15 protein-coding genes and 2 pseudogenes are annotated in these 17,980 nt (G+C 65.1%); 5 read left to right on the top strand and 12 right to left on the bottom strand.

Annotated elements, in window-relative coordinates; translation table 11 throughout:
- Positions 1-26 precede the first annotated feature (26 nt).
- On the top strand, positions 27-683 hold the full coding sequence (locus NFH66_RS02355; protein WP_349608056.1) for a peroxiredoxin: 657 nt from the start codon (positions 27-29) through the stop codon (positions 681-683).
- A gap of 54 nt (positions 684-737) precedes the next feature.
- On the opposite strand, the gene glrR is transcribed toward NFH66_RS02355, so the two are convergent.
- The 6 genes from glrR to NFH66_RS02325 all read right to left on the bottom strand — a co-directional run bounded on the left by glrR (position 738) and on the right by NFH66_RS02325 (position 8,671).
- Positions 738-2,108 carry a two-component system response regulator GlrR gene (glrR, locus tag NFH66_RS02350; RefSeq protein WP_349611629.1) on the bottom strand — a complete coding sequence of 457 codons (1,371 nt, stop codon included), beginning with the start codon at positions 2,106-2,108 and terminating at the stop codon, positions 738-740.
- Positions 2,109-2,166: 58 nt separating this feature from the next.
- On the bottom strand, positions 2,167-2,742 hold the full coding sequence (locus NFH66_RS02345; RefSeq protein WP_349608054.1) for a hypothetical protein: 576 nt from the start codon (positions 2,740-2,742) through the stop codon (positions 2,167-2,169).
- 4 nt (positions 2,743-2,746) lie between these two features.
- On the bottom strand, positions 2,747-4,237 hold the full coding sequence (locus NFH66_RS02340; protein WP_349608052.1) for a sensor histidine kinase: 1,491 nt from the start codon (positions 4,235-4,237) through the stop codon (positions 2,747-2,749).
- Positions 4,238-5,079: 842 nt separating this feature from the next.
- Positions 5,080-6,393 carry an amino-acid N-acetyltransferase gene (gene argA / locus NFH66_RS02335; RefSeq protein ID WP_349608050.1) on the bottom strand — a complete coding sequence of 438 codons (1,314 nt, stop codon included), beginning with the start codon at positions 6,391-6,393 and terminating at the stop codon, positions 5,080-5,082.
- Between the two features lie 257 nt (positions 6,394-6,650).
- Entirely contained in the window at positions 6,651-7,916 is a 1,266-nt protein-coding gene (locus NFH66_RS02330) for an inorganic phosphate transporter (protein WP_349608048.1), read from the bottom strand.
- A gap of 74 nt (positions 7,917-7,990) precedes the next feature.
- Positions 7,991-8,671, bottom strand: coding sequence for a TIGR00153 family protein (locus NFH66_RS02325; RefSeq protein ID WP_349608046.1), 681 nt, complete (start codon positions 8,669-8,671; stop codon positions 7,991-7,993).
- Positions 8,672-8,784: 113 nt separating this feature from the next.
- Between NFH66_RS02325 and NFH66_RS02320 the strand changes: the two genes are divergently transcribed.
- Both NFH66_RS02320 and NFH66_RS02315 read left to right on the top strand, forming a co-directional pair.
- A complete protein-coding gene (locus NFH66_RS02320; protein ID WP_349608044.1) occupies positions 8,785-9,687 on the top strand; it encodes a CYTH domain-containing protein in 903 nt (300 codons plus the stop codon).
- Positions 9,684-10,595 (top strand): ion transporter, encoded by a 912-nt coding sequence (locus NFH66_RS02315; protein ID WP_349608042.1) that lies wholly within the window; start codon positions 9,684-9,686, stop codon positions 10,593-10,595. Before NFH66_RS02320 ends, NFH66_RS02315 begins: the two co-directional genes overlap by 4 nt.
- Before the next feature lie 17 nt (positions 10,596-10,612).
- Here NFH66_RS02315 and NFH66_RS02310 read toward each other — a convergent pair whose 3' ends face one another.
- Both NFH66_RS02310 and NFH66_RS02305 read right to left on the bottom strand, forming a co-directional pair.
- Positions 10,613-11,236 (bottom strand): L-threonylcarbamoyladenylate synthase, encoded by a 624-nt coding sequence (locus tag NFH66_RS02310; protein ID WP_349608040.1) that lies wholly within the window; start codon positions 11,234-11,236, stop codon positions 10,613-10,615.
- 2 nt (positions 11,237-11,238) lie between these two features.
- Positions 11,239-12,144: a PHP domain-containing protein gene (locus NFH66_RS02305; RefSeq protein WP_349608038.1), complete on the bottom strand. Its 906-nt coding sequence runs from the start codon at positions 12,142-12,144 to the stop codon at positions 11,239-11,241.
- A gap of 108 nt (positions 12,145-12,252) precedes the next feature.
- On the opposite strand from NFH66_RS02305, the gene NFH66_RS02300 reads away from it, so the two are divergent.
- Together NFH66_RS02300 and mnmC are read left to right on the top strand one after the other, a co-directional pair.
- Positions 12,253-12,552, top strand: a complete 300-nt coding sequence (locus NFH66_RS02300) for a YciI family protein (RefSeq protein ID WP_349608036.1) — start codon at positions 12,253-12,255, stop codon at positions 12,550-12,552.
- 140 nt (positions 12,553-12,692) lie between these two features.
- Positions 12,693-14,708 carry a bifunctional tRNA (5-methylaminomethyl-2-thiouridine)(34)-methyltransferase MnmC2/FAD-dependent 5-carboxymethylaminomethyl-2-thiouridine(34) oxidoreductase MnmC1 gene (gene mnmC, locus NFH66_RS02295; protein WP_349608034.1) on the top strand — a complete coding sequence of 672 codons (2,016 nt, stop codon included), beginning with the start codon at positions 12,693-12,695 and terminating at the stop codon, positions 14,706-14,708.
- 50 nt (positions 14,709-14,758) lie between these two features.
- Here the strand turns inward: mnmC and NFH66_RS02290 are convergent, their stop codons facing one another.
- The 4 genes and pseudogenes from NFH66_RS02290 to ligA form a co-directional block, all read right to left on the bottom strand.
- Entirely contained in the window at positions 14,759-15,028 is a 270-nt protein-coding gene (locus tag NFH66_RS02290; RefSeq protein WP_349608032.1) for a YheU family protein, read from the bottom strand.
- Positions 15,025-15,282: pseudogene (locus NFH66_RS02285) on the bottom strand (BRCT domain-containing protein); the annotation flags it as partial. The gene NFH66_RS02290 and the pseudogene NFH66_RS02285, both read right to left, overlap by 4 nt.
- A 210-nt stretch (positions 15,283-15,492) precedes the next feature.
- A pseudogene (locus NFH66_RS17705) lies at positions 15,493-15,603 on the bottom strand (SWIM zinc finger family protein); the annotation flags it as partial.
- Positions 15,604-15,622: 19 nt separating this feature from the next.
- Complete coding sequence (gene ligA / locus NFH66_RS02280; RefSeq protein ID WP_349608030.1) at positions 15,623-17,980, bottom strand: NAD-dependent DNA ligase LigA; 2,358 nt, start codon at positions 17,978-17,980, stop codon at positions 15,623-15,625.

Raw genomic sequence — 17,980 nt, 5'->3', positions numbered from 1 at the left:
ATCACCACGCAACAGGGAGTACCACCATGTCTCTGCGCATCAATGACGTTGTTCCGGACTTCGAGGCCGATACCAGCCAGGGTCCGATCCGCTTCCACGACTGGATCGACGGCAACTGGGCGATCCTGTTCTCTCACCCCAAGGACTTCACCCCGGTGTGCACCACCGAGTTCGGCGCGGTGGCCAAGCTCGACGAGGAGTGGAAGCAGCGTGGCACCAAGGTGATCGGCATTTCGGTGGACGGTGTCGAGGAGCACAAGGGCTGGGTCAAGGATATTGCCAGCTTCGCCAGCTGCGATGTCGGCTTCCCGATCATCGCCGACGAGGACCTCAAGGTCGCCAAGCTGTTCGACATGCTGCCAGCCGACGCCTATCTCCCGGACGGCCGCACCCCGGCGGACAGCGCCACCGTACGCTCGGTGTTCATCATCGGTCCGGACAAGCAGCTCAAGCTCTCGATGACCTACCCGATGAACGTCGGCCGCAACTTCGCCGAGGTTCTGCGTGCCCTGGACGCCCTGCAGACCGCCAGCGGCGAGAACGTGGCCACCCCGGCCGACTGGAACCTGGGCCAGGATGTGATCATCCCCACCAGCGTCTCGGATGAGGATGCCAAGGCCAAGTTCGGCGAGTTCGAGACCGTCTTCCCCTATCTGCGCCGGGCCAAGCTGCCGCAGAAGTAAGCGACCTGGCAGACCCCGAGCCCCCGCCCCCTGGCGGGGGCTTGCGTTGGTGCCTTAACGGCCGGGCTTGAAGCTTGCGGGCTCCAGGTCGTGACGCGCCAGCAGCTTGTAGAAGTCGGTGCGGTTGCGCCCGGCGATACGCGCGGCCTGGGTAACGTTGCCATCGGTGAGCTTGAGCACCTTGATCAGGTAGCGCCGCTCGAAGGCCGCCCGGGCGTCGTTGAAGGTGGGCAGGGCCTGCTCCTCGGCGGCCAGGGCCTGGGCCACCAGCGCCTCGGGAATGATCGCCGTTCCGGTCAGCGCCACGCACTGCTCCACCACATTGACCAGTTGACGGACATTGCCCGGCCAGGCACTCGCGGCGAGCAGCTTCAACGCCTCCGGCGAGAAGCCCTTGACGAAGGGCTTGTGGCGCTCGGCCGCCTGGGCCACCAGGTGCTTGGCCAGCAGCGGCACATCCTCGGCCCGCTCCTTGAGCGGGGGGAGGCGCAGATTGACCACGTTGAGGCGGTAGTAGAGATCCTCGCGGAACTCGCCTTCGGCCATGGCGCGATCGAGGTCGCGATGGGTCGCGGAGATGACCCGCACGTCTACCGGCACCTGAGTGGTGGAGCCCAGCGGGCGGATCTGGCGCTCCTGCAGGGCACGCAGTAGCTTGACCTGCAGCGACAACGGCATGTCGCCGATCTCGTCGAGGAACAGGGTGCCGCCATCGGCCGCCTGGAAGAGCCCGCGGTGTTCGCTGACCGCCCCGGTAAAGGCGCCCTTGGCATGCCCGAAGAGTTCGCTCTCCAGCAGTTGTTCCGGCAGTGCACCACAGTTGATCGCCACGAAGGGCTTGTCGGCGCGACGGCTGGCACGATGAATGGCCTTGGCCATCAACTCCTTGCCGGAGCCAGAGGGGCCGGTGACCAGCACGCTGACATCGGAGGCCGCCACCATGCGCGCCTGTTCCAGCAATCGCTCCATCTCGGGGCTGTGGGTGATGATCCCGGCACGCCACGCCTCGTCGCCCTCGGGGGTGACCCCCGGAGCCTGGGCCAGCGCCTCCTCGATGGCCGCGAACAGCTCATCGCGATCCACCGGCTTGGTGAGGAAGCTGAACACCCCCTCGCGGGTAGCGGCGACCGCGTCGGGAATCGAGCCGTGGGCGGTGAGCAGGATTACCGGCAGTCCCGGCGCCTCTCGCTGCACCTCCCGGAACAGGGTCAAGCCATCCATCTCGTCCATGCGCAGGTCGGTAAGCACCAGGTCGGGGCGATCGACCTCCAGCGCGCGCAGCGCCTCGCGACCGCTCTCGGCGGTGGTCAGCCGGTAGCCTCGGCTCTCCAGGCGCATGCCCAGCAGCTTGAGCAGGCTGACATCGTCATCCACCAGCAGGATATGCGCAGGCTGCCGACGACCAGCGCTCCCGGCGGCCGCCATCCGGGTCGATTTCGCGCGGGCTTGCAGGGGGGGCAGGGTCTTCACGTCGGGGCCTCCATCACTCTTCGGTCTGCTGTCGCAGGTTGATGCTGCGCTCGATGGCGGTCAGTGCCTCGAGCTTCTTCTCCAGGTCGGCATTCTCCTCCTTCAGCGAGGCGCTGAGGGCCTCGCTCTGGGCCTGGGCCGACTGGGCGGCACTCAGCCGTCCGGCCATGGCACGCCGCCCCTCCAGCTCGTTGAGCCAGTAGCGCAGCAGCGGCTGCAGAGCCACCGGCGCGGCCGAGAGGTCGGCCTTGTAGAGCTCCGAGGCGTGATCCCACTGGCCCTGGCTGCCCCAGGAGAGTGCCACGGCGCGGGCCAGGCGACGCTCAGCGGCCGCCCCTTCCAGGCGCGTGAGCATCGCCTCGCGCCAGGCACGATCACCGCGCTGGGAGGCCAGCCCGAAGGCCACCCACTCCGGCAGCAGGCAATCATCGTCGGCGAAGCTCGGCAGCTCGGCACGGCAGCCATTGGCCGCGGCGGCCGTTTCGGAGGTGGTGCGGCCGGAGGGCAGCTCGAAGGGAACCGCCGGCAGCAGCTCACAGCCGGCCAGCCAGACGGCCAGCATGGCGACCAGCAGAGGGCGAAGGGTCATGGCATCAGCTCCTTGCATCCTGGCCTGCCATCCGGGCAGGCGTGCGGTTATGGTCATCCCTGGGCAGGGCGGCCTGCGGCAGCGTGAGGCGGAAGCAGACCGCCAGGCGCGGGTCCACCACCAGCGCCAGCTCTCCCTCCTGGAGGCGTGCGCAGTCCGCCGCCACCGAGAGGCCGATGCCCGAGCCCTTGAGCGGCCCCTTGCGTCGGGTGCGCCCCTGGTAGAACGCCTCGAACAGGCGCGGACGATCGACCTCGGCGATGGGCTCACCGCTGTTGGCCACCTCCAGCTCCAAGCTGTCGCGGCGCTGGCGAGCACGAATCTCCAGCTCACCACCATCGGCACCGTAGGCAATGGCGTTGGACACCAGGTTGTCGAGGATATGGCCGGTCGCGGTGCGGTCCAACACCCACGTCACCGGGCCGTCGAAGCACTCGACGCGCATCCCCTTGTTGGACAGCGCCAGGCGGTGCTTGGCCAGCACCTCGCGCACCAGGGTGGCAACGTCGAGCCGTTCGACCTCCACGCGCCGACTCTGCTGCAGCAGGTTGTAGTCGAGCAGTTGCTCGATCAGCCGCTGCAGCTCGCGGCCGCTGCCATCGATCAGCTCGAGGATCTCCAGCTGCTGAGGGGTCAGCTCGCCGACCACCCCGTCGGCGAGCAGCGCCGAGCCTTCACGCACGCTGGCCAGCGGGGTCTTGAGCTCGTGGGACATGTGGCGCAGGAACTGCTGCTTCTCGGCCTCCAGCTCGGCGAGCCGCGAGGCGAGCCAGTCCAGGCGCTCATCCAGCTTGATCAACTCCGCCGGCCCCTGCACCGGGCGCGGCGGCTCATCGCGGGCGCCGCTGCCGATCCGCAGGATGCGGCGCTCCAGCTGGCGCACCGGGCGGATTATCAGCCACGAGAACAACAGCATCATCACCAAACTGGCGGAGACCAGCGCACCGGTCTGCCACCACAGCCGGACCTGGACGCCCTGGGCGCGTCCGCGGATTGAATCGATCCGGGCGTCGATGCGCCGATTGGTGGCCTGGCGGATCGCCTCGGTGCGCCGGGCGAACTCGGGAAACTCGGTGAGCCTCTCCCGGAACGCCTCCAGGGGCAGCCCCGGCAACGCAGCCAACGCATCGAGCTGGCGCGCCTGTGCCGCCACGTCGGGGTCCTCGGGGAGCAACCGAGCCTGCTGCAGCCCCAACAGCTCGCGATACTCCGCCAGGCGCTCGCTGTAGATCTCCAGCAGGCTCGGTTGCTCGAGCACGGCATACTGGCGAGCTCTGCGCTCCATCTCCAAGGCCAGGGCGCCCAGGGTCCGGGCACGGCGGGTCTCCTCCACCGCCTGGCGGGCGCTGACATCGGCCAGCCGGGAGAGCTCGGAGAGCGCCTGGGCGGCCTGGAACATCAGCACGGCCAGCGGCAGCATCACCACCAGGAAGGCGATCAACACCAGCTGCAGCAGGGAACGGGGGCGCCAGCGACGGGCGGCTCGAGTGGTCATGTCCAGCGTTCTTTGCAGGAGGCCGAGGGGCGGGGCGGTGGGTGAGGCTGCCATCATGTCGGACCTTCAGGATACCAGAGTTTGCTCGGGAGCCGTGCCCTTCGCCCGAGCCCGGACGGCGAAAAAAAAGGGCCGGCAAGGCCGGCCCAAGTACGCAGGGAACTGAAGGGTCTGAAAGGATCACCGCTGGCGGCCTGGTCCATCCATCGTTCACCCTTCCAAATGGGCCGGGGAGGGCCCTCGAAGCCATGAGTCGGCCATCTGCCACCAGGGGCTGACCTTCCTCATGCGGACGGCGAGTCATTGCGCGGCCCACCGTCCTGCTCCGTTTCTGGCAGTGTCGCCCGAGTCAACCGCGTCGAGCCGTGGCGCCACTGCGCGATTCGATCCCCCGCCAGGGGGAGAGGCATCCATGCCAGGGCATCCTTGCCCGTAGGGTACGCGTCCTTGAGCGTGTCGGTACCCGTCTCATCGCAACCTAAGTCACACATCGCTAGGAGCAAACGCTGATCGCCAGGTGACGAGGCACAGGGCAGTGTGGTTCCGCCCCCTGGACGATCGAAACGGTTCGAGCCGTAATGAACCGCTCCCGTTGCTCACCAAGTGTATTGCGATCGCCGTGCCAGAAAATTAAAAACCATTTCATTTCAATGAATTGCAAAAAATTCGGCCTCGTAAAATGGCAAGACGTGGGTAACGGAAGGCGTCGAGGCGAGGGTTCCGTCGCCAGGTGGCGACGGCGAGGGAGCAGCTTTATATAAGCCCTTTATTTTCAGCTAGTTGAAGAGTCTCCAAATGGAGACAGCGGAACCCCTGATGGCGCCATGCGGCGACACCCCGGCTCAGTCCAGCGGCTTGACCAGCACCTTGGACTTGCGGGCGTGGTTGTAGGTGTCCCGGCGCAGCGGCGGCAGCGCCTCGAGGTCGGCCAGGCGAAAGCCGTGCTCGAAGAACCAGTGTGTGGTGTGGGTGGTCAAGGCGAACAGCGCCGTCAGTCCCTGGCGTCGGGCGCGGCGTTCGAGCTCGGCGAGCAGCAGCTCTCCCCGGGCACCGCCGCGGTAGTCGTCGTGAACCGCCACGCAGGCCAGCTCGCCCATCTCGGCATCGTCGAAACGGTGCAGGGCCGCACAGCCGATAATCATGCCGTCACGCTCGATCACCACGTAGTCCTCGACCTGGTGCTCGAGCCGCTCCCAGGAGCGTGGTACCAGCATGCCACGCCGCTCCAGGGGCTCGAGCAGCTCCAGCAGACCACCGATATCCGCCAGCTCCGCCGGGCGCAGCTGCTCGTAGCGGTGCTGGGTGATCATGGTGCCGACCCCGTCGCGGGTGAAGAGCTCACCGAGCAGGGCGTCATGGTCATGCCAGGAGAGCAGGTGGGTGCGCGCCACGCCGTGACGGGCCGCCTGGCAGGCGGCCTCCAGGTGGCGCGCCAGCTCGCTGCCGGGGGCCGCCTGGGCCAGCAGCGGCCCCGCCTCGGCGGGGGTCAGCTGGCGCTGCAGCTGGCCGCTGGCGTCGAACAGGCCGCTGGCTTCGCCGAGCAGGATCAGCTTGTCGGCCGACAGCGCCATGGCGGCATGCTGGGCCACGTCGGAGGCGTCGAGGTCGAACACCTCGCCGGTACTGGAGAAGCCCAGCGGCGGCAGCACCACCAGCGTCCCCTTCTCCAGCAGCCCCTCGATGGCCTGGGTACGCACCCGACGCACCTCGCCGCTGTGATCGAAATCGACCCCCTCGCGGACCCCCAGTGGCTTGGCCATCACCAGGTTGCCGGAGGCCGCGGTGAGCTCGACGCCATGCATGGGCGTGTTGGGCAGTCCCAGCGAGAAGCGCGCCTCCAGCCACAGCCGCTGCTCGGCGGCAACCCGCTCGATGCAGGCCATGACCGCACCGTCGGCGACCCAGCGCCCCTGGTGCTGTCCCGGCGTGATCCCCGCGGCATCCAGCGCTTGTCGCACCTGGGGGCGAATGCCGAACACCACCACCAACCTTACCCCCAGGGTATGCAGCAGGGCCAGGTCCTGTACCAGCTGCTCGCCGCGACCGCGCGCCATCGCCTCCCCCTCGATCAGGATGACGAAGGTTCGCCCCCGGTGAGCGTTGATGTAGGGCGAGGTGTTGCGAAACCAGTCGACGAAGGGGAAACGTGTATCCAAGAGCCGCTCTCCGGCAGCGGGTGAACGAAAGGAGCCGAGGGAGCCTCGACTATAGCAGAGCGACGAAAATGGCGGCACCACCACCGTGGTACCGCCGATTGGCAAGAAATACCCACTGAAGGAATTTCGATTTACGTCGCGAGCGACGTCAGGCTGACCGCCGCCGCAGCGCAGCCGCCGGAGTGTAGCCCGCTACATGAGGACGGCGAGCAGCGCCGGCGGCCAGGATGTCGAGCGCAGCAGTAAATCGTTTTCCTTCAGCCGAACATGCCCTTGAAGGTGAAGAAAAACAGGATCGCCAGGCCCGCACCGGCGGGCAGGGTGATCAGCCACGACATGGCGATGGTGCCAATCACGCGCAGGTTCAACGCCGCCATGCCGCGGGCCAGGCCCACACCCAGCACGGCCCCCACCAGGGTATGGGTAGTGGAGATCGGCAGGCCCGTGCCCGAGGCCAGCACCACGGTGACCGCGGCGGCCAGGGTGGCGGCGAAGCCACGGCTGGGCGTCAGCTCGGTAATGCCGGTCCCCACCGTCGCGATCACCTTGCGGCCGTAGGTGACCAGGCCGACGACGATGCCGCCTCCACCCAGTACCAGCACCCACCAGGGCACCAAGGCCGCGGCCTCGATCTCGCCGCCGCTCTTCACCACGCTGATCACCGCCGCCAGCGGGCCCACGGCGTTGGCCACGTCATTGGAGCCGTGGGCGAAGGCCATGGCGCAAGCGGTGAAGATCATCAGTACGCCGAACACCCGCTCGACCCCACTGAAGCCGAACTGGTCGGTCTTGCGGTTGCTGGCCTGCACTCTCCGCTCCATCAGCCCTCCCAGGGCCGCGACCAGCAGGCCGGCGAGGATCGAGAGCAGCAGGCTGGCGCCGAAGCCGAGGTCCAGCCCGACATGCTTGAGGCCCTTGGTCAGGGTCACCATGGTCACCGCGAAGCCGACCAGGAAAACGTACATGGGCACATAGCGCTTGGCCGCAGCGAAGGGGTCCTTGGCCTCGAAGATCAGGTGTTGCACCGACTTGAACAGGGTGAAGGAGATGCTACCGGCGAGTACCGGCGAGATGATCCAGCTGGCGGCGATCTTGCCCACCCCGCCCCAGTCCACCGCGGCGGTGCCGAGGCCCGCCACCGAGAAGCCGACGATGGCGCCGACGATGGAGTGGGTGGTGGAGACCGGCCAGCCCTTCATGGAGGCGACCAGCAGCCAGGTGGCGGCCGCCAGCAGCGCCGCCAACATGCCGTAGACCAGCAACTGCGGATCCTGCTGGAGCAGCTCGGGGTCGATGATCCCCTTGCGAATGGTGTTGGTGACCTCGCCGCCGGCCAGCCAGGCACCGAGGAACTCGAAGATCACGGCGATGATGATCGCCTGCTTGATGGTGATGGCGCGTGAGCCCACCGAGGTGCCCATGGCGTTGGCGACGTCGTTGGCCCCCACCCCCCAGGCCATGAAGAAGCCGAATAGGCAGGCCAGGATGATGAAGACCTCGCCATGCTGCGCAATGATCGACATGAGGATGCGTCCCCTCGTTGCGGTCGTTTGTTAGCGTGCTCGCAACGGCCCCGGCACTGCCGGGGCCGCGGCACTCAATTGGCGGTCATGATCTGCAGGCGACTGCCCACACGCTCGGCGCGGTCGGAGAGCTGACCGACCCAGTCGATGATCGTGTAGAGGAACATCACATCGACCGGGGGCAAGCGATCCTCAAGGCCGAACAGCTGACGGCGGATGGCGATCTGCTGGGCATCGGCCTGATGCTCCAGGCGGTCCAGCTCACGGATCAGCTTCTGCATCACGTCGCTGACGTTGCGACCGAAACCGGAGTCGAGCAGGTCCCTGAGCTCCTCCAGTGCGTGGCGAGCCTGGGCCACGCAGGCCACGGCGGTATGCATGTAGTCACGCATCGGCTGGGCCAGTTCCTCGGGCACCTGCATGCGCCTGCCCAGCATGATGCCGGTGATATCGCGAACCTTGTTGGCGATCTTGTCCTGGACACTGATCAGGTCGAGCAGGTCGGAGCGCGACACCGGCAGGAACATGGTGTTGGGAAGGTTGAGGCGCAGCTTGGTCTTGAGCTCATCGGCCTCGTGCTCGAGGCGCGTCACCGTTTCGCGGTGGGCCGCGGCCGACTCCCAGTCACCCTCGAGGGTCGCCTCGAAGAATGGCAGCAGCTGGTCGGCGCATTCGCTCGTCTTGACGATATGGGCCAGCAACGGCTCGAATGGCGAACGACCGAACATCGCGGAGAAGGGATTGGATGTCACCATGGGGCATCTCGAAACCTTGAAAATGGCGGCGACAGTATAGTGACCCCTGCCGTCATCGTCATGAATTATTCATATGATTTGCAAACTCCCCACCTGATCGAGGCTGCCGACGCATGAGTCAAGAGATCGAATTGAAGCTCGCCCTGGGCCCCGAAGGCCCCGACGCCCTGCGCCACCACCCCCTACTCGTCGACGTCACGCCGGGGATCGCCTGCCTCGGCAACACCTACTTCGACACCCCCACTGGGGAGCTGGAAACGGCGCGCATGGCGCTGCGCCTGCGCCGCCTCGATGACCGGCTGCTGCAGACGCTGAAGACCCGCGGCGACGGCGGCGGCGGCCTGTCGCGGCGCGGCGAGTGGGAGTGGCAGGTGCCGGGTCCCGGGCTCGACCTGGCCGGCCTTGCGGGGCTGGTGCCGGCCGCGCTGGGCCGCGATGTGCTGGAGCGGCTGGAGCCACGCTTCACCACGGACTTCCGTCGCGAAACCCGGGAGCTTACACACCAGGGCGCGCGTATCGAGCTGGCCCTGGACGAGGGAGAGATCACCGCGGGGGGGCGCCGCGTGACGATCCGCGAACTGGAGCTGGAGCTCAAGTCCGGCGACCCGGCGGCGCTATGGTCGCTGGCGGAGGCGCTGGCAGAGCGCGTGGCACTACGCCCCTCGGACACCAGCAAGGCGGCTCGCGGCAGTGCCCTGCTGGCCGGCGAGTGGCAACTCTCCGCCGCCGACTCGCCCGCGGCCTGGCTGCAGCGTGCCGTGGTGGCGCTGGACGCCTACGCCGACAGCGGCGCTGGCGGCTGGCGTGAAGCGGCGCGTGAGGCCTTCCAGCACCTGGCCTCCCAGGGCGACGCTGACGCGCGTGACGACGCTCTCGCCGTGGCGGCGGCCCTCGACGACGACGCCTGGCTGACGCCGCCCCTGGGTCGCCGCCTGCTGCACCTGTCGCGGCGCCTCGACGGCGTCTCGCCCCTGGCCCGAAGCCCTCACCCCTCTCCACAAGGATGGCGCCCGTGAACCACCCACCCAAAGCCGCCGGCGAAGGCCTGCGCACTCGGGTCTTCCAGGTCATCTTCGAGTCCGACACCCCACTGGCCAAGGGCTTCGATATCGCCCTGATCGTGGCCATACTGGCCAGCGTGCTGGTGGTGATGCTGGAGAGCATCGGCAGCCTGCGGGCCGACTACGGCACCCTGTTCTTCTGGCTGGAGTGGGGGTTCACCATCGCCTTCACCGTGGAACTGGCGGCACGCCTGTACTGCCTGGAGCGGCCGCTTCAGTACCTCAAGAGTTTCTACGGCCTGGTCGACCTGATCGCCATTCTGCCCACCTGGCTGACGCTGATCGTGCCCGGGGCCCAGACCCTGGTGATGGTGCGCCTGCTGCGCACCCTGCGCATCTTCCGGGTGCTGCGGCTGATGGAGTTCGTCGGCGAAGGACGCCTGCTGATCGGGGCACTGAAGCGCAGCAGCCACCAGATCTTCCTGTTCCTGTTCACCGTCTTCATGCTGGTCTCGATCTTCGCCTCGATCGTCTACCTGATCGAGCCCGCCGAAGCCGGCTTCACCAGTATCCCCACGGCGATCTACTGGGCGATCGTCACCCTGACCACGGTGGGCTTCGGCGACATCGTGCCGGTGACCCCGCTGGGCCAGGCGATCTCGGTGCTGGTGATGCTGATCGGCTACTCGATCATTGCCGTGCCCACCGGGGTCTTCTCGGCCGAGGTGATTCGCTCGATTCGCGCCGATCGCTACTCCGACGAGGCCTGCCCGGGATGCGGCCACGACCGCCACGAGCAGCGCGCCAAGTACTGCCTGCTGTGCGGCACCTGGCTGGATGAGGATACCCCCGACCCGCAGCTCTCCGAGGAAGAGCAGGAGGCCTGGTGGGAAGAGCATGGCGGCAAGGGCAACGACGCCTAGCCGCTCTCGGGCGAGGGCTACTCGCGGAAGGGAGCGACGTCGCCGCGGCCCTCGCGCAGGATCACCGGCGGCAGCTCACGCAGGTCCACCACGCTGGTGGGCTCGAGGTGGCAGGCGCCGCCATCGATGATCAGGTCGAGGTGGGCTCCGAAGCGCTCGCGGATCTCCTCGGCATCGGTCATCGGCAGCTCCTCATCCACCGGAATCAGGGTCACGCTCATCAGCGGCTCACCGAGGGCCGCCAGCAGGGCATGGGTGATGGCGTGATCGGGTACGCGCACGCCGATGGAGCGCCGCTTGGGATGCAGCAGTAGCCGCGGCACCTCGGTGGTGGCGTTGAGGATGAAGGTGTAGGCCCCGGGGGTGTGGGCCTTGAGCAGGCGGAAGACGGCATTGTCCACCTTGGCGTAGGTGCCGATCTCCGAGAGGTCGGAACACACCAGGGTGAAGTTGTGCTTGTCATCCAGAGAGCGCAGCCTCTTGATCTTGTCGATCGCCTTCTTCTCGCCCAGGGAACAACCCAGGGCGTAGCCGGAGTCGGTGGGGTAGGCCACCACGCCACCCGCACGAATGATCCCGATGGCCTGGTCGATCAGGCGCTTCTGCGGGTTCTCGGGGTGAATCTGGAAGAACTGGCTCATGGTCACGCTCCTGAGGTGAGTCGCGGCGCCAGCCGCGGGTGGGTCCATACCGGCGGCGTGGCGGTACGAGGCACGGGGCTCATGCTGCCCGGCGCCAGGTGGCCACCGGGAAAGTGGAAGTCGCTGCCCAGGGAGGCGTAGAGATCACGCTCCTGGAGCTGGCGCGCCAGGTCACGTGTCACGTCGGCATTCTGGAAGCCGCTGACCAGCTCGGCGGCCTGGCCGCCGGCGGCGGTGAAGTCGTCGAGTAGCAGCCCACGCTTGCGTCGCGTCAGGGAATAGCGAAGGGGATGGGCGAGCACTGCCACGCCCCCGGCATCGACAATCCAGCCCACCGCCTCGCCGATCTCCGGCCACAGCGCCTTGACGTCACCGGGCTTGCCGTCGCCCAGATACTTCTTGAAGGCGGTCGCCACATCGGGGACCAGCCCCGCCGCGACCAGCGCCCGGGCGAAGTCGGGGCGGCCCAGGGGGCGTTCGCTGCCGGCCTGCTCCCGGGCCCTGGCCAGGGCATCGGCGAGGCCGATCTTTTCCATGCGGGAGGCGATGGTCCAGGCGCGCTTCTCGCGGGCCTCGGCCTGGGCCGCCAGCCCCTCGACCAGCGGGCCCCGGGCGCCGTCGGGCAGCAGCCCCACCACATGGATGCCGATGCCGCGCCACTGGGTAGAGAGTTCGGTGCCAGCGATCAGGACAAGTCCCTCGCGCCTGGCGGCGGCCGCCGCCTCCGCCACCCCCTCCAGGGTGTCGTGGTCGGTCAGCGCCATATGGGTCAGGCCGCGCGCGGCGCAAAGGGCCACGACCTCCGCGGGCGGCAGGGCACCATCCGAGGCGGTGGAGTGCATATGCAGATCGATGCGGAGGGGCTCAGGGTCGCCCTCGAAGCGAACGGGAAGTGGAGGCATTGGCATGACGCCGACCGGCGACTTTGTCAGAATGGCCTACCATGGTGCGCGCCTGGCCGATGCCGGTCAATGGCGCCCGCCCCGACCCAGCCCTCCACAGGAGAAAGCCACCCCATGCTCTACGCCATCATCAGCGAGGATGTGAACAACAGCCTGGAACGCCGCCTGGCCGCCCGCCCCGACCACCTGGCACGCCTCGAGGCGCTACGCGACGAGGGGCGCCTGGTACTCGCCGGCCCCCACCCGGCGATCGACAGCGAGGACCCGGGCGAGGCTGGCTTTTCCGGTAGCCTGGTAGTCGCAGAATTCGACAGCCTCAAGGCGGCCCAGGCCTGGGCAGAGGCCGACCCCTACATGATCGCCGGCGTCTACGCCGGGGCCACGGTGAAGCCCTTCAAGAAGGCCCTCCCCTGAACAGCCCGGCTTATCAACAGCCGGTTTTGCACAGAGGCTGTGGATAACACTGTTGAAACGCCGCGGATGCCTGCCGCCAGCCCCCTGGCCCCGGCCCCGCGGCGCGATCGATCAAATTTTGAACGCTTCCGGAGCTCCCCTTGACCGCCGCCCCCGATGGCCTGCCGCCCCTCGCCGCCCTGGACACCGCCCGCCTCGATTGGCGCCACGCTGCCAGCGGCGAGACCGCTCCCCACTCCCCCGCCTTCGACGACGTCTATTTCTCCCGGCATGACGGTCGCGCCGAGACCGAACACGTCTTCGTCACCGGCAATCGCCTGGCGGAACGCTTCCGGGAGTGGCGGGAGCCACGCCCCTTCGTGGTCGGCGAGACTGGCTTCGGCACCGGACTCAATATGCTCTGCGCCTGGGCCTGCTTCGACGCCCATGCCGCACCGGGGGCCCGGCTGCACCTGGTCTCGACCGAGAAGTTTCCGCTCAGCCGCGAGGACCTGGCCCGGGCACTGGCCGCCTGGCCCGACCTGGCCGAGCGCAGCGAGTCGCTCGTGGCGCAATGGCCCGAGCCGGTGGCCGGCGTGCATCGGCTATGGCTCGACGCGCGGGTCACCCTCGACCTGCACCTGGGCGACGCCACCGAACGCCTGGCGCTGCTCGACGGCCGGGTCGACGCCTGGTTCCTGGACGGCTTCGCGCCCGCGAAGAACCCCGAGATGTGGCGGCCCGAACTCTTCGACGCCATGGCGGCCCGCTCACGACCGGGTGCTACCTTCGCCACTTTCAGCTGCGCTGGCGTGGTCAAGCGCGGCCTCGCGGCGGCCGGTTTCACCTGGCGCAAGGCCCCGGGCTTCGGACGCAAGCGCGAGATGCTATGTGGCGAGATCGCCGCGCCACCCAGCGATGTGCGCCGGCGACAGACCCCCTGGCTCACCCCGCCGGCGCCTCGTCCACCACGCCATGTCACGGTCATCGGTGCCGGCATCGCCGGTGCCAGCGCCGCCGCCGCCCTGGCCCGGCGCGGTATCGCCGTTACCTTGATCGACCGCTTCGCGCGTGCCGAACTCGGGACCACCCACCTGCAGGGCGCCCTCTACGTCAAGCTCGCCGCCGACACCAACCGGCAGAGCCGGACCTACCTGGCCGGTTTCCTGCACAGCCGCCGCTGGCTGGCATGGGTCGACCCGCGGCGGGAGCTGTGGCGGGCGACGGGTGTGCTGCAACTGGCCAGCAGCGAGAGGGAGCAGTCGCGCCAGGCGCGCTTCCTGGCCAACCACCCCCTGCCCGAGAGCGTGGTACGGGGGCTGGATGCCGAGGCGGCCAGCGCCGTCGCCGGCGCCAGGATCGACTCACCGGCACTGGACTATCCCGACGCCGCCTGGGTCAGGCCCATGGAACTCTGCGTGCGCCTGGCCGAAACACCAGGCATTACCTTCCACCGTGGAGAGGTAGCGACACTGCGCCGCCAGGATGACGGCTGGATGCTGGAGATGCGCGACGGCGAGGCCATCGTGGCCGATCAGGTCATCATCGCCGGCGCCATGGAATCCGTGGCCTTCGCCCAGAGCGCCTCGCTGCCGCTGCAACCGGTTCGCGGCCAGCTCAGCCAGCTCAGGCTCCCCCCAGGCGCTCCCGAGCTGGGCCGCGTGGTCTGCGCCGGCGGCTATGTACCCCCGGCGGCAGACGGCATGCTCAACTTCGGCGCCACCTTCGGCCCCGGCGATAGCGACAGGACCCCACGGGATGCCGATCACCAGGCCAACGTGAAGGAGCTGGAACGCGGCCTGCCCCACTTCGTCGCCGCCCTGCGCGACGCCGGCGCCGACCTCTCCCCCGAGCAGCTCACCGCGCTGGTCGGCGTGCGGGCGGCCAGCCCCGACAAGACACCCTACTGTGGTCCGCTACCCGACGCCGACGCCTGGCGTGAAGACTACGCGGTACTCGCCAAGGACGCGTCGCGCATCCCCGAGAAGCCCGGACGCCACCATGCGGGCCTCTGGATCAGCACCGCCCACGGCTCACGCGGCATGGCCAGCGCCCCGCTGTGCGCCGAGCTGCTCGCCTCACGCATCTGCGACGAGCCGCTACCCCTGGAGCAGCCCTTGGTGGACCACCTGCATCCCGGGCGGCGGCTGATCCGCGACCTGATCAGAGGAAACTGACCTTCGGAGTGACCAGTAGGCCCCCTCGGGTCAGACCCACGGGGGAGGCGCTACCCCTCCTCGTCGTCGGCCAGGTCACGCCCGAAGGCGCGCCACTGGGCGAGGGTCATCACCTCGGTGGTCTCGGTACGCAGGTCATGGGCGATGATCAGCTCGCCGCGCTCGAGCTGGCGCTTGAGCTCGGCGACCCAGCCGCGCATGCCCTCGCCGGTATCGGTGGTGTCGTAGCCCTGGCGGGTGACGAAGGCCTCGAGCAGCGCCTCCAGGGTCTCGCCCGGCAGCATGCGGTGGGGTACCTCGATAAAGCGATCGCCACTCATGCCTCGCCCTCCGCGTCGGCGCCCTCGCCGGCCTCCCAGGCGGCCAGGCGCGCCAGGAAGGCCGTCTCGTCCAGCACCGGCACCCCCAGCTGCAGCGCCTTCTCCAGCTTGCTGCCGGCGGCCTCACCGGCCACCAGCATTGCGGTTTTACTTGAAACACTTCCAGCGACTCTTACTCCTAATGCCTCAAGGCGCTGAGTAGCCACATCGCGGGACATGGATTCTAAAGTTCCTGTTATAACCCATGCCCCACCCCCACCACCGCCAGTGTTTTTGTTATTTTTCTTACGAAGCAAAGATTCACTCTTTACGGATTTACGACCTTTCTCACCCCCCCTCAAACACACACTTAAATCTTTCATCAATATTCTTTCAGCCAACCCAAGACTATTTATTAACTCAATAAAATTGAGCAAATCATCACTTGGCTGACTGCACGCCACTTCACCAGTCGCGACAGAAATCAAGTGCTTGCATGGCCTATGCGAACCTAGACTATAGGCGGGGCAGCTACAAGAAACTAAAAGATTCCCGCCTTTCCTCAAAACCCTGACATAATAAATCTCACGCCCCATATAAGGTGCTTTAGAAACCTCATGCATTACTTCCCCCGGCAGCCATTGAAACCATTTCTTCCTCTGTGACGATGGTTACACCCAATTCATCTGCTTTATCTCTCTTTGACCCAGGGCCATCTCCGCATAACAAGTAGCTTGTGTTCTTAGAAACACTCTTCGTGACTTTTGCCCCATACTTTTCAAGATAACCTGCAGCTTCGTCACGAGTCATATTCGGCAGGACACCCGTAACCACCCACACTTGCCCTGAGAATGGAAGCTCTTTTTCCTCTTCAAGCCGGACGTGCTGTGTCCAATGGCAGCCAAACTCGAAAAGCTGATTTTCAATATTTAAAAATTTATTTTTCACGCTATCGTCTGAGAGCTTTTGTTTTATCCCAACCATAGCCTTCTTTGACACCTTGACCTCTTTAGTTAGCACACCACTTTCTGCTGCTGAAAAGAAATCTCTCAGTGTCGGACAAACAAGTGCCACATCATTAGCAAGCTTATTCCCAACCCCGTCAATTTCCATAAAAGAAATAATAGCCGGCATGCTAGTGTTTTTCACAAAATCTCTACCCAGACCATAATCAACAGGCTCAGGCACCCCCTGTTCAATCAAACCATCCAGAACAGAAAGGTTATGCTCATCAGAGAAGAAATCATAAACACCTTCTGCGACAGTTCTACCAATATCAGGTATCAACCTCATAACTTCAGGGTATGCGATTCGTATCCTACTGAGGCTGCCGAGAGCACGCACAATTGCTCTAGCTGTCTCAAAGCCAACACCTGAAATCCCCAACGCAAACAAAAACCGATCTAGAGGAGCATTTTTTGATGCATTGATCGAAGAAACAATATTTTTCGCAGAAACTGTACCATAGCCTTCGAGGGAGGCTAGATAACCTTCATCAATGGAATACAAATCTACCGGACTCTTAATTCTCCCTTCATTCACAAGCCTGTCAATCAGCTTATCACCAACACCCTCTACATCAAGCGCATTCCTTGACACATAGTGCTTTAGAGCCTCTTTTAGCTGAGCAGGACATACGAGGCGACCTACACAACGATATATACTTCCAGGCTTTTCAACCGCTTTGTTCTTCAGCCTAATATAAATAACAGACCGCTCTACGTGAGATCCACACTCAGGGCACGACTTAGGAAAGACAATCTCTTCCCCTCCTGCTGACTCAGCCACTCCAACAATCTGTGGAATAACATCTCCTGCACGACGAACAATTACCTTATCACCTTTTCTAATTTTTAGTCGCTTTATTTCGTCCGCGTTGTGCAGGGTGGCATTGGAGACGGTCACACCCGCCACCGTGACCGGTTCAAGGCGTGCCACTGGGGTGATGGCGCCGGTGCGGCCCACCTGGAACTCCACGTCATTAAGTCGGGTGGTCTCTTCCTGAGCAGGAAACTTGAAGGCGATGGCCCAGCGCGGTGCACGGGCAACGAAGCCTAGGTCACGTTGCAGCCGAAGTTCATCGACCTTGATAACAACACCATCGATATCATAACCGAGGCTGTCACGCTTTCCCCCGAGCTTTCGACAGTAATCAATAACGTTCGACATCCCAACAACTACTTGCAACTCTCGACTTACCCTAAACCCCCAACCTCTAAGCATACCCATCTGTTCACTATGACATGACACACCTATATTATCGCTCCCCCGGTTAACCAGCTGATAAGAATAAAGTTCCAAGGGGCGAGTATTAGCCACTTTAGGATCAAGTTGTCTCAAGCTCCCAGAAGCAGCATTCCGAGGATTCGCAAACACCCTACTGCCTTCCTCTCGAGCATGTGAATTAAGTTCTTCAAAACCCTCATGACTGATCACGACTTCACCACGAACCTCTAATAGATCAGGCCATCCCTCTCCTCGCAACCTTAATGGAATGGAGCGAAGAGTACGTAAATTGGATGTTATATCCTCACCAAACCGACCATCGCCGCGAGTTGCCCCCTGCTCCAACAACCCTTTCCTATAAACCAAAGATACTGCGACACCATCAAACTTAGGCTCGCAACAAAATGGAATATTTTCGACTTCCAGGCTTGTACTTCCAGAAACTCTCTTAGCGAATGCCATCAACTCCTCCTCATTAAAGGCATTACTAAGCGACAACATAGGGACCGCATGCTGGACCTCGCGGAAGCCTTCGGCGGGAGGAGCGCCCACGCGCTGAGTGGGTGAGTCCGGTCTAACTAGCTCAGGATACTCAGTCTCGATCTCCTGCAAGCAACGCAGCCGACGATCGTATTCAGCGTCAGTCATGCGCGGCTCTTCAAGCACATAGTAGCGATAGTTGGCATCGTCGAGCTCGGTGCGCAGGCGCTCGATGTCTTTGCGGATCTTCAAGTCGGGTGGTGGCAT

It is taken from the genome of Halomonas sp. H10-9-1 (assembly GCF_040147005.1).
In the GTDB taxonomy this organism is placed as follows: Bacteria; Pseudomonadota; Gammaproteobacteria; order Pseudomonadales; family Halomonadaceae; genus Halomonas.
This window is presented reverse-complemented; position numbering and strand designations above follow the sequence as displayed.

Excerpts from the sequence above, each read along its gene's own strand:
- NFH66_RS02305 (WP_349608038.1), bottom strand. The coding sequence starts at position 12,144 with ATGCCAATGCCTCCACTTCCCGTTCGCTTCGAGGGCGACCCTGAGCCC.
- NFH66_RS02325 (WP_349608046.1), bottom strand. The coding sequence starts at position 8,671 with ATGGTGACATCCAATCCCTTCTCCGCGATGTTCGGTCGTTCGCCATTC.
- NFH66_RS02300 (WP_349608036.1), top strand. The coding sequence starts at position 12,253 with ATGCTCTACGCCATCATCAGCGAGGATGTGAACAACAGCCTGGAACGC.
- NFH66_RS02320 (WP_349608044.1), top strand. The coding sequence starts at position 8,785 with ATGAGTCAAGAGATCGAATTGAAGCTCGCCCTGGGCCCCGAAGGCCCC.
- NFH66_RS02355 (WP_349608056.1), top strand. The coding sequence starts at position 27 with ATGTCTCTGCGCATCAATGACGTTGTTCCGGACTTCGAGGCCGATACC.
- glrR (WP_349611629.1), bottom strand. The coding sequence starts at position 2,108 with ATGGCGGCCGCCGGGAGCGCTGGTCGTCGGCAGCCTGCGCATATCCTG.
- NFH66_RS02340 (WP_349608052.1), bottom strand. The coding sequence starts at position 4,237 with ATGACCACTCGAGCCGCCCGTCGCTGGCGCCCCCGTTCCCTGCTGCAG.
- NFH66_RS02330 (WP_349608048.1), bottom strand. The coding sequence starts at position 7,916 with ATGTCGATCATTGCGCAGCATGGCGAGGTCTTCATCATCCTGGCCTGC.
- NFH66_RS02290 (WP_349608032.1), bottom strand. The coding sequence starts at position 15,028 with ATGAGTGGCGATCGCTTTATCGAGGTACCCCACCGCATGCTGCCGGGC.
- NFH66_RS02310 (WP_349608040.1), bottom strand. The coding sequence starts at position 11,236 with ATGAGCCAGTTCTTCCAGATTCACCCCGAGAACCCGCAGAAGCGCCTG.
- ligA (WP_349608030.1), bottom strand. The coding sequence starts at position 17,980 with ATGCCACCACCCGACTTGAAGATCCGCAAAGACATCGAGCGCCTGCGC.
- NFH66_RS02345 (WP_349608054.1), bottom strand. The coding sequence starts at position 2,742 with ATGACCCTTCGCCCTCTGCTGGTCGCCATGCTGGCCGTCTGGCTGGCC.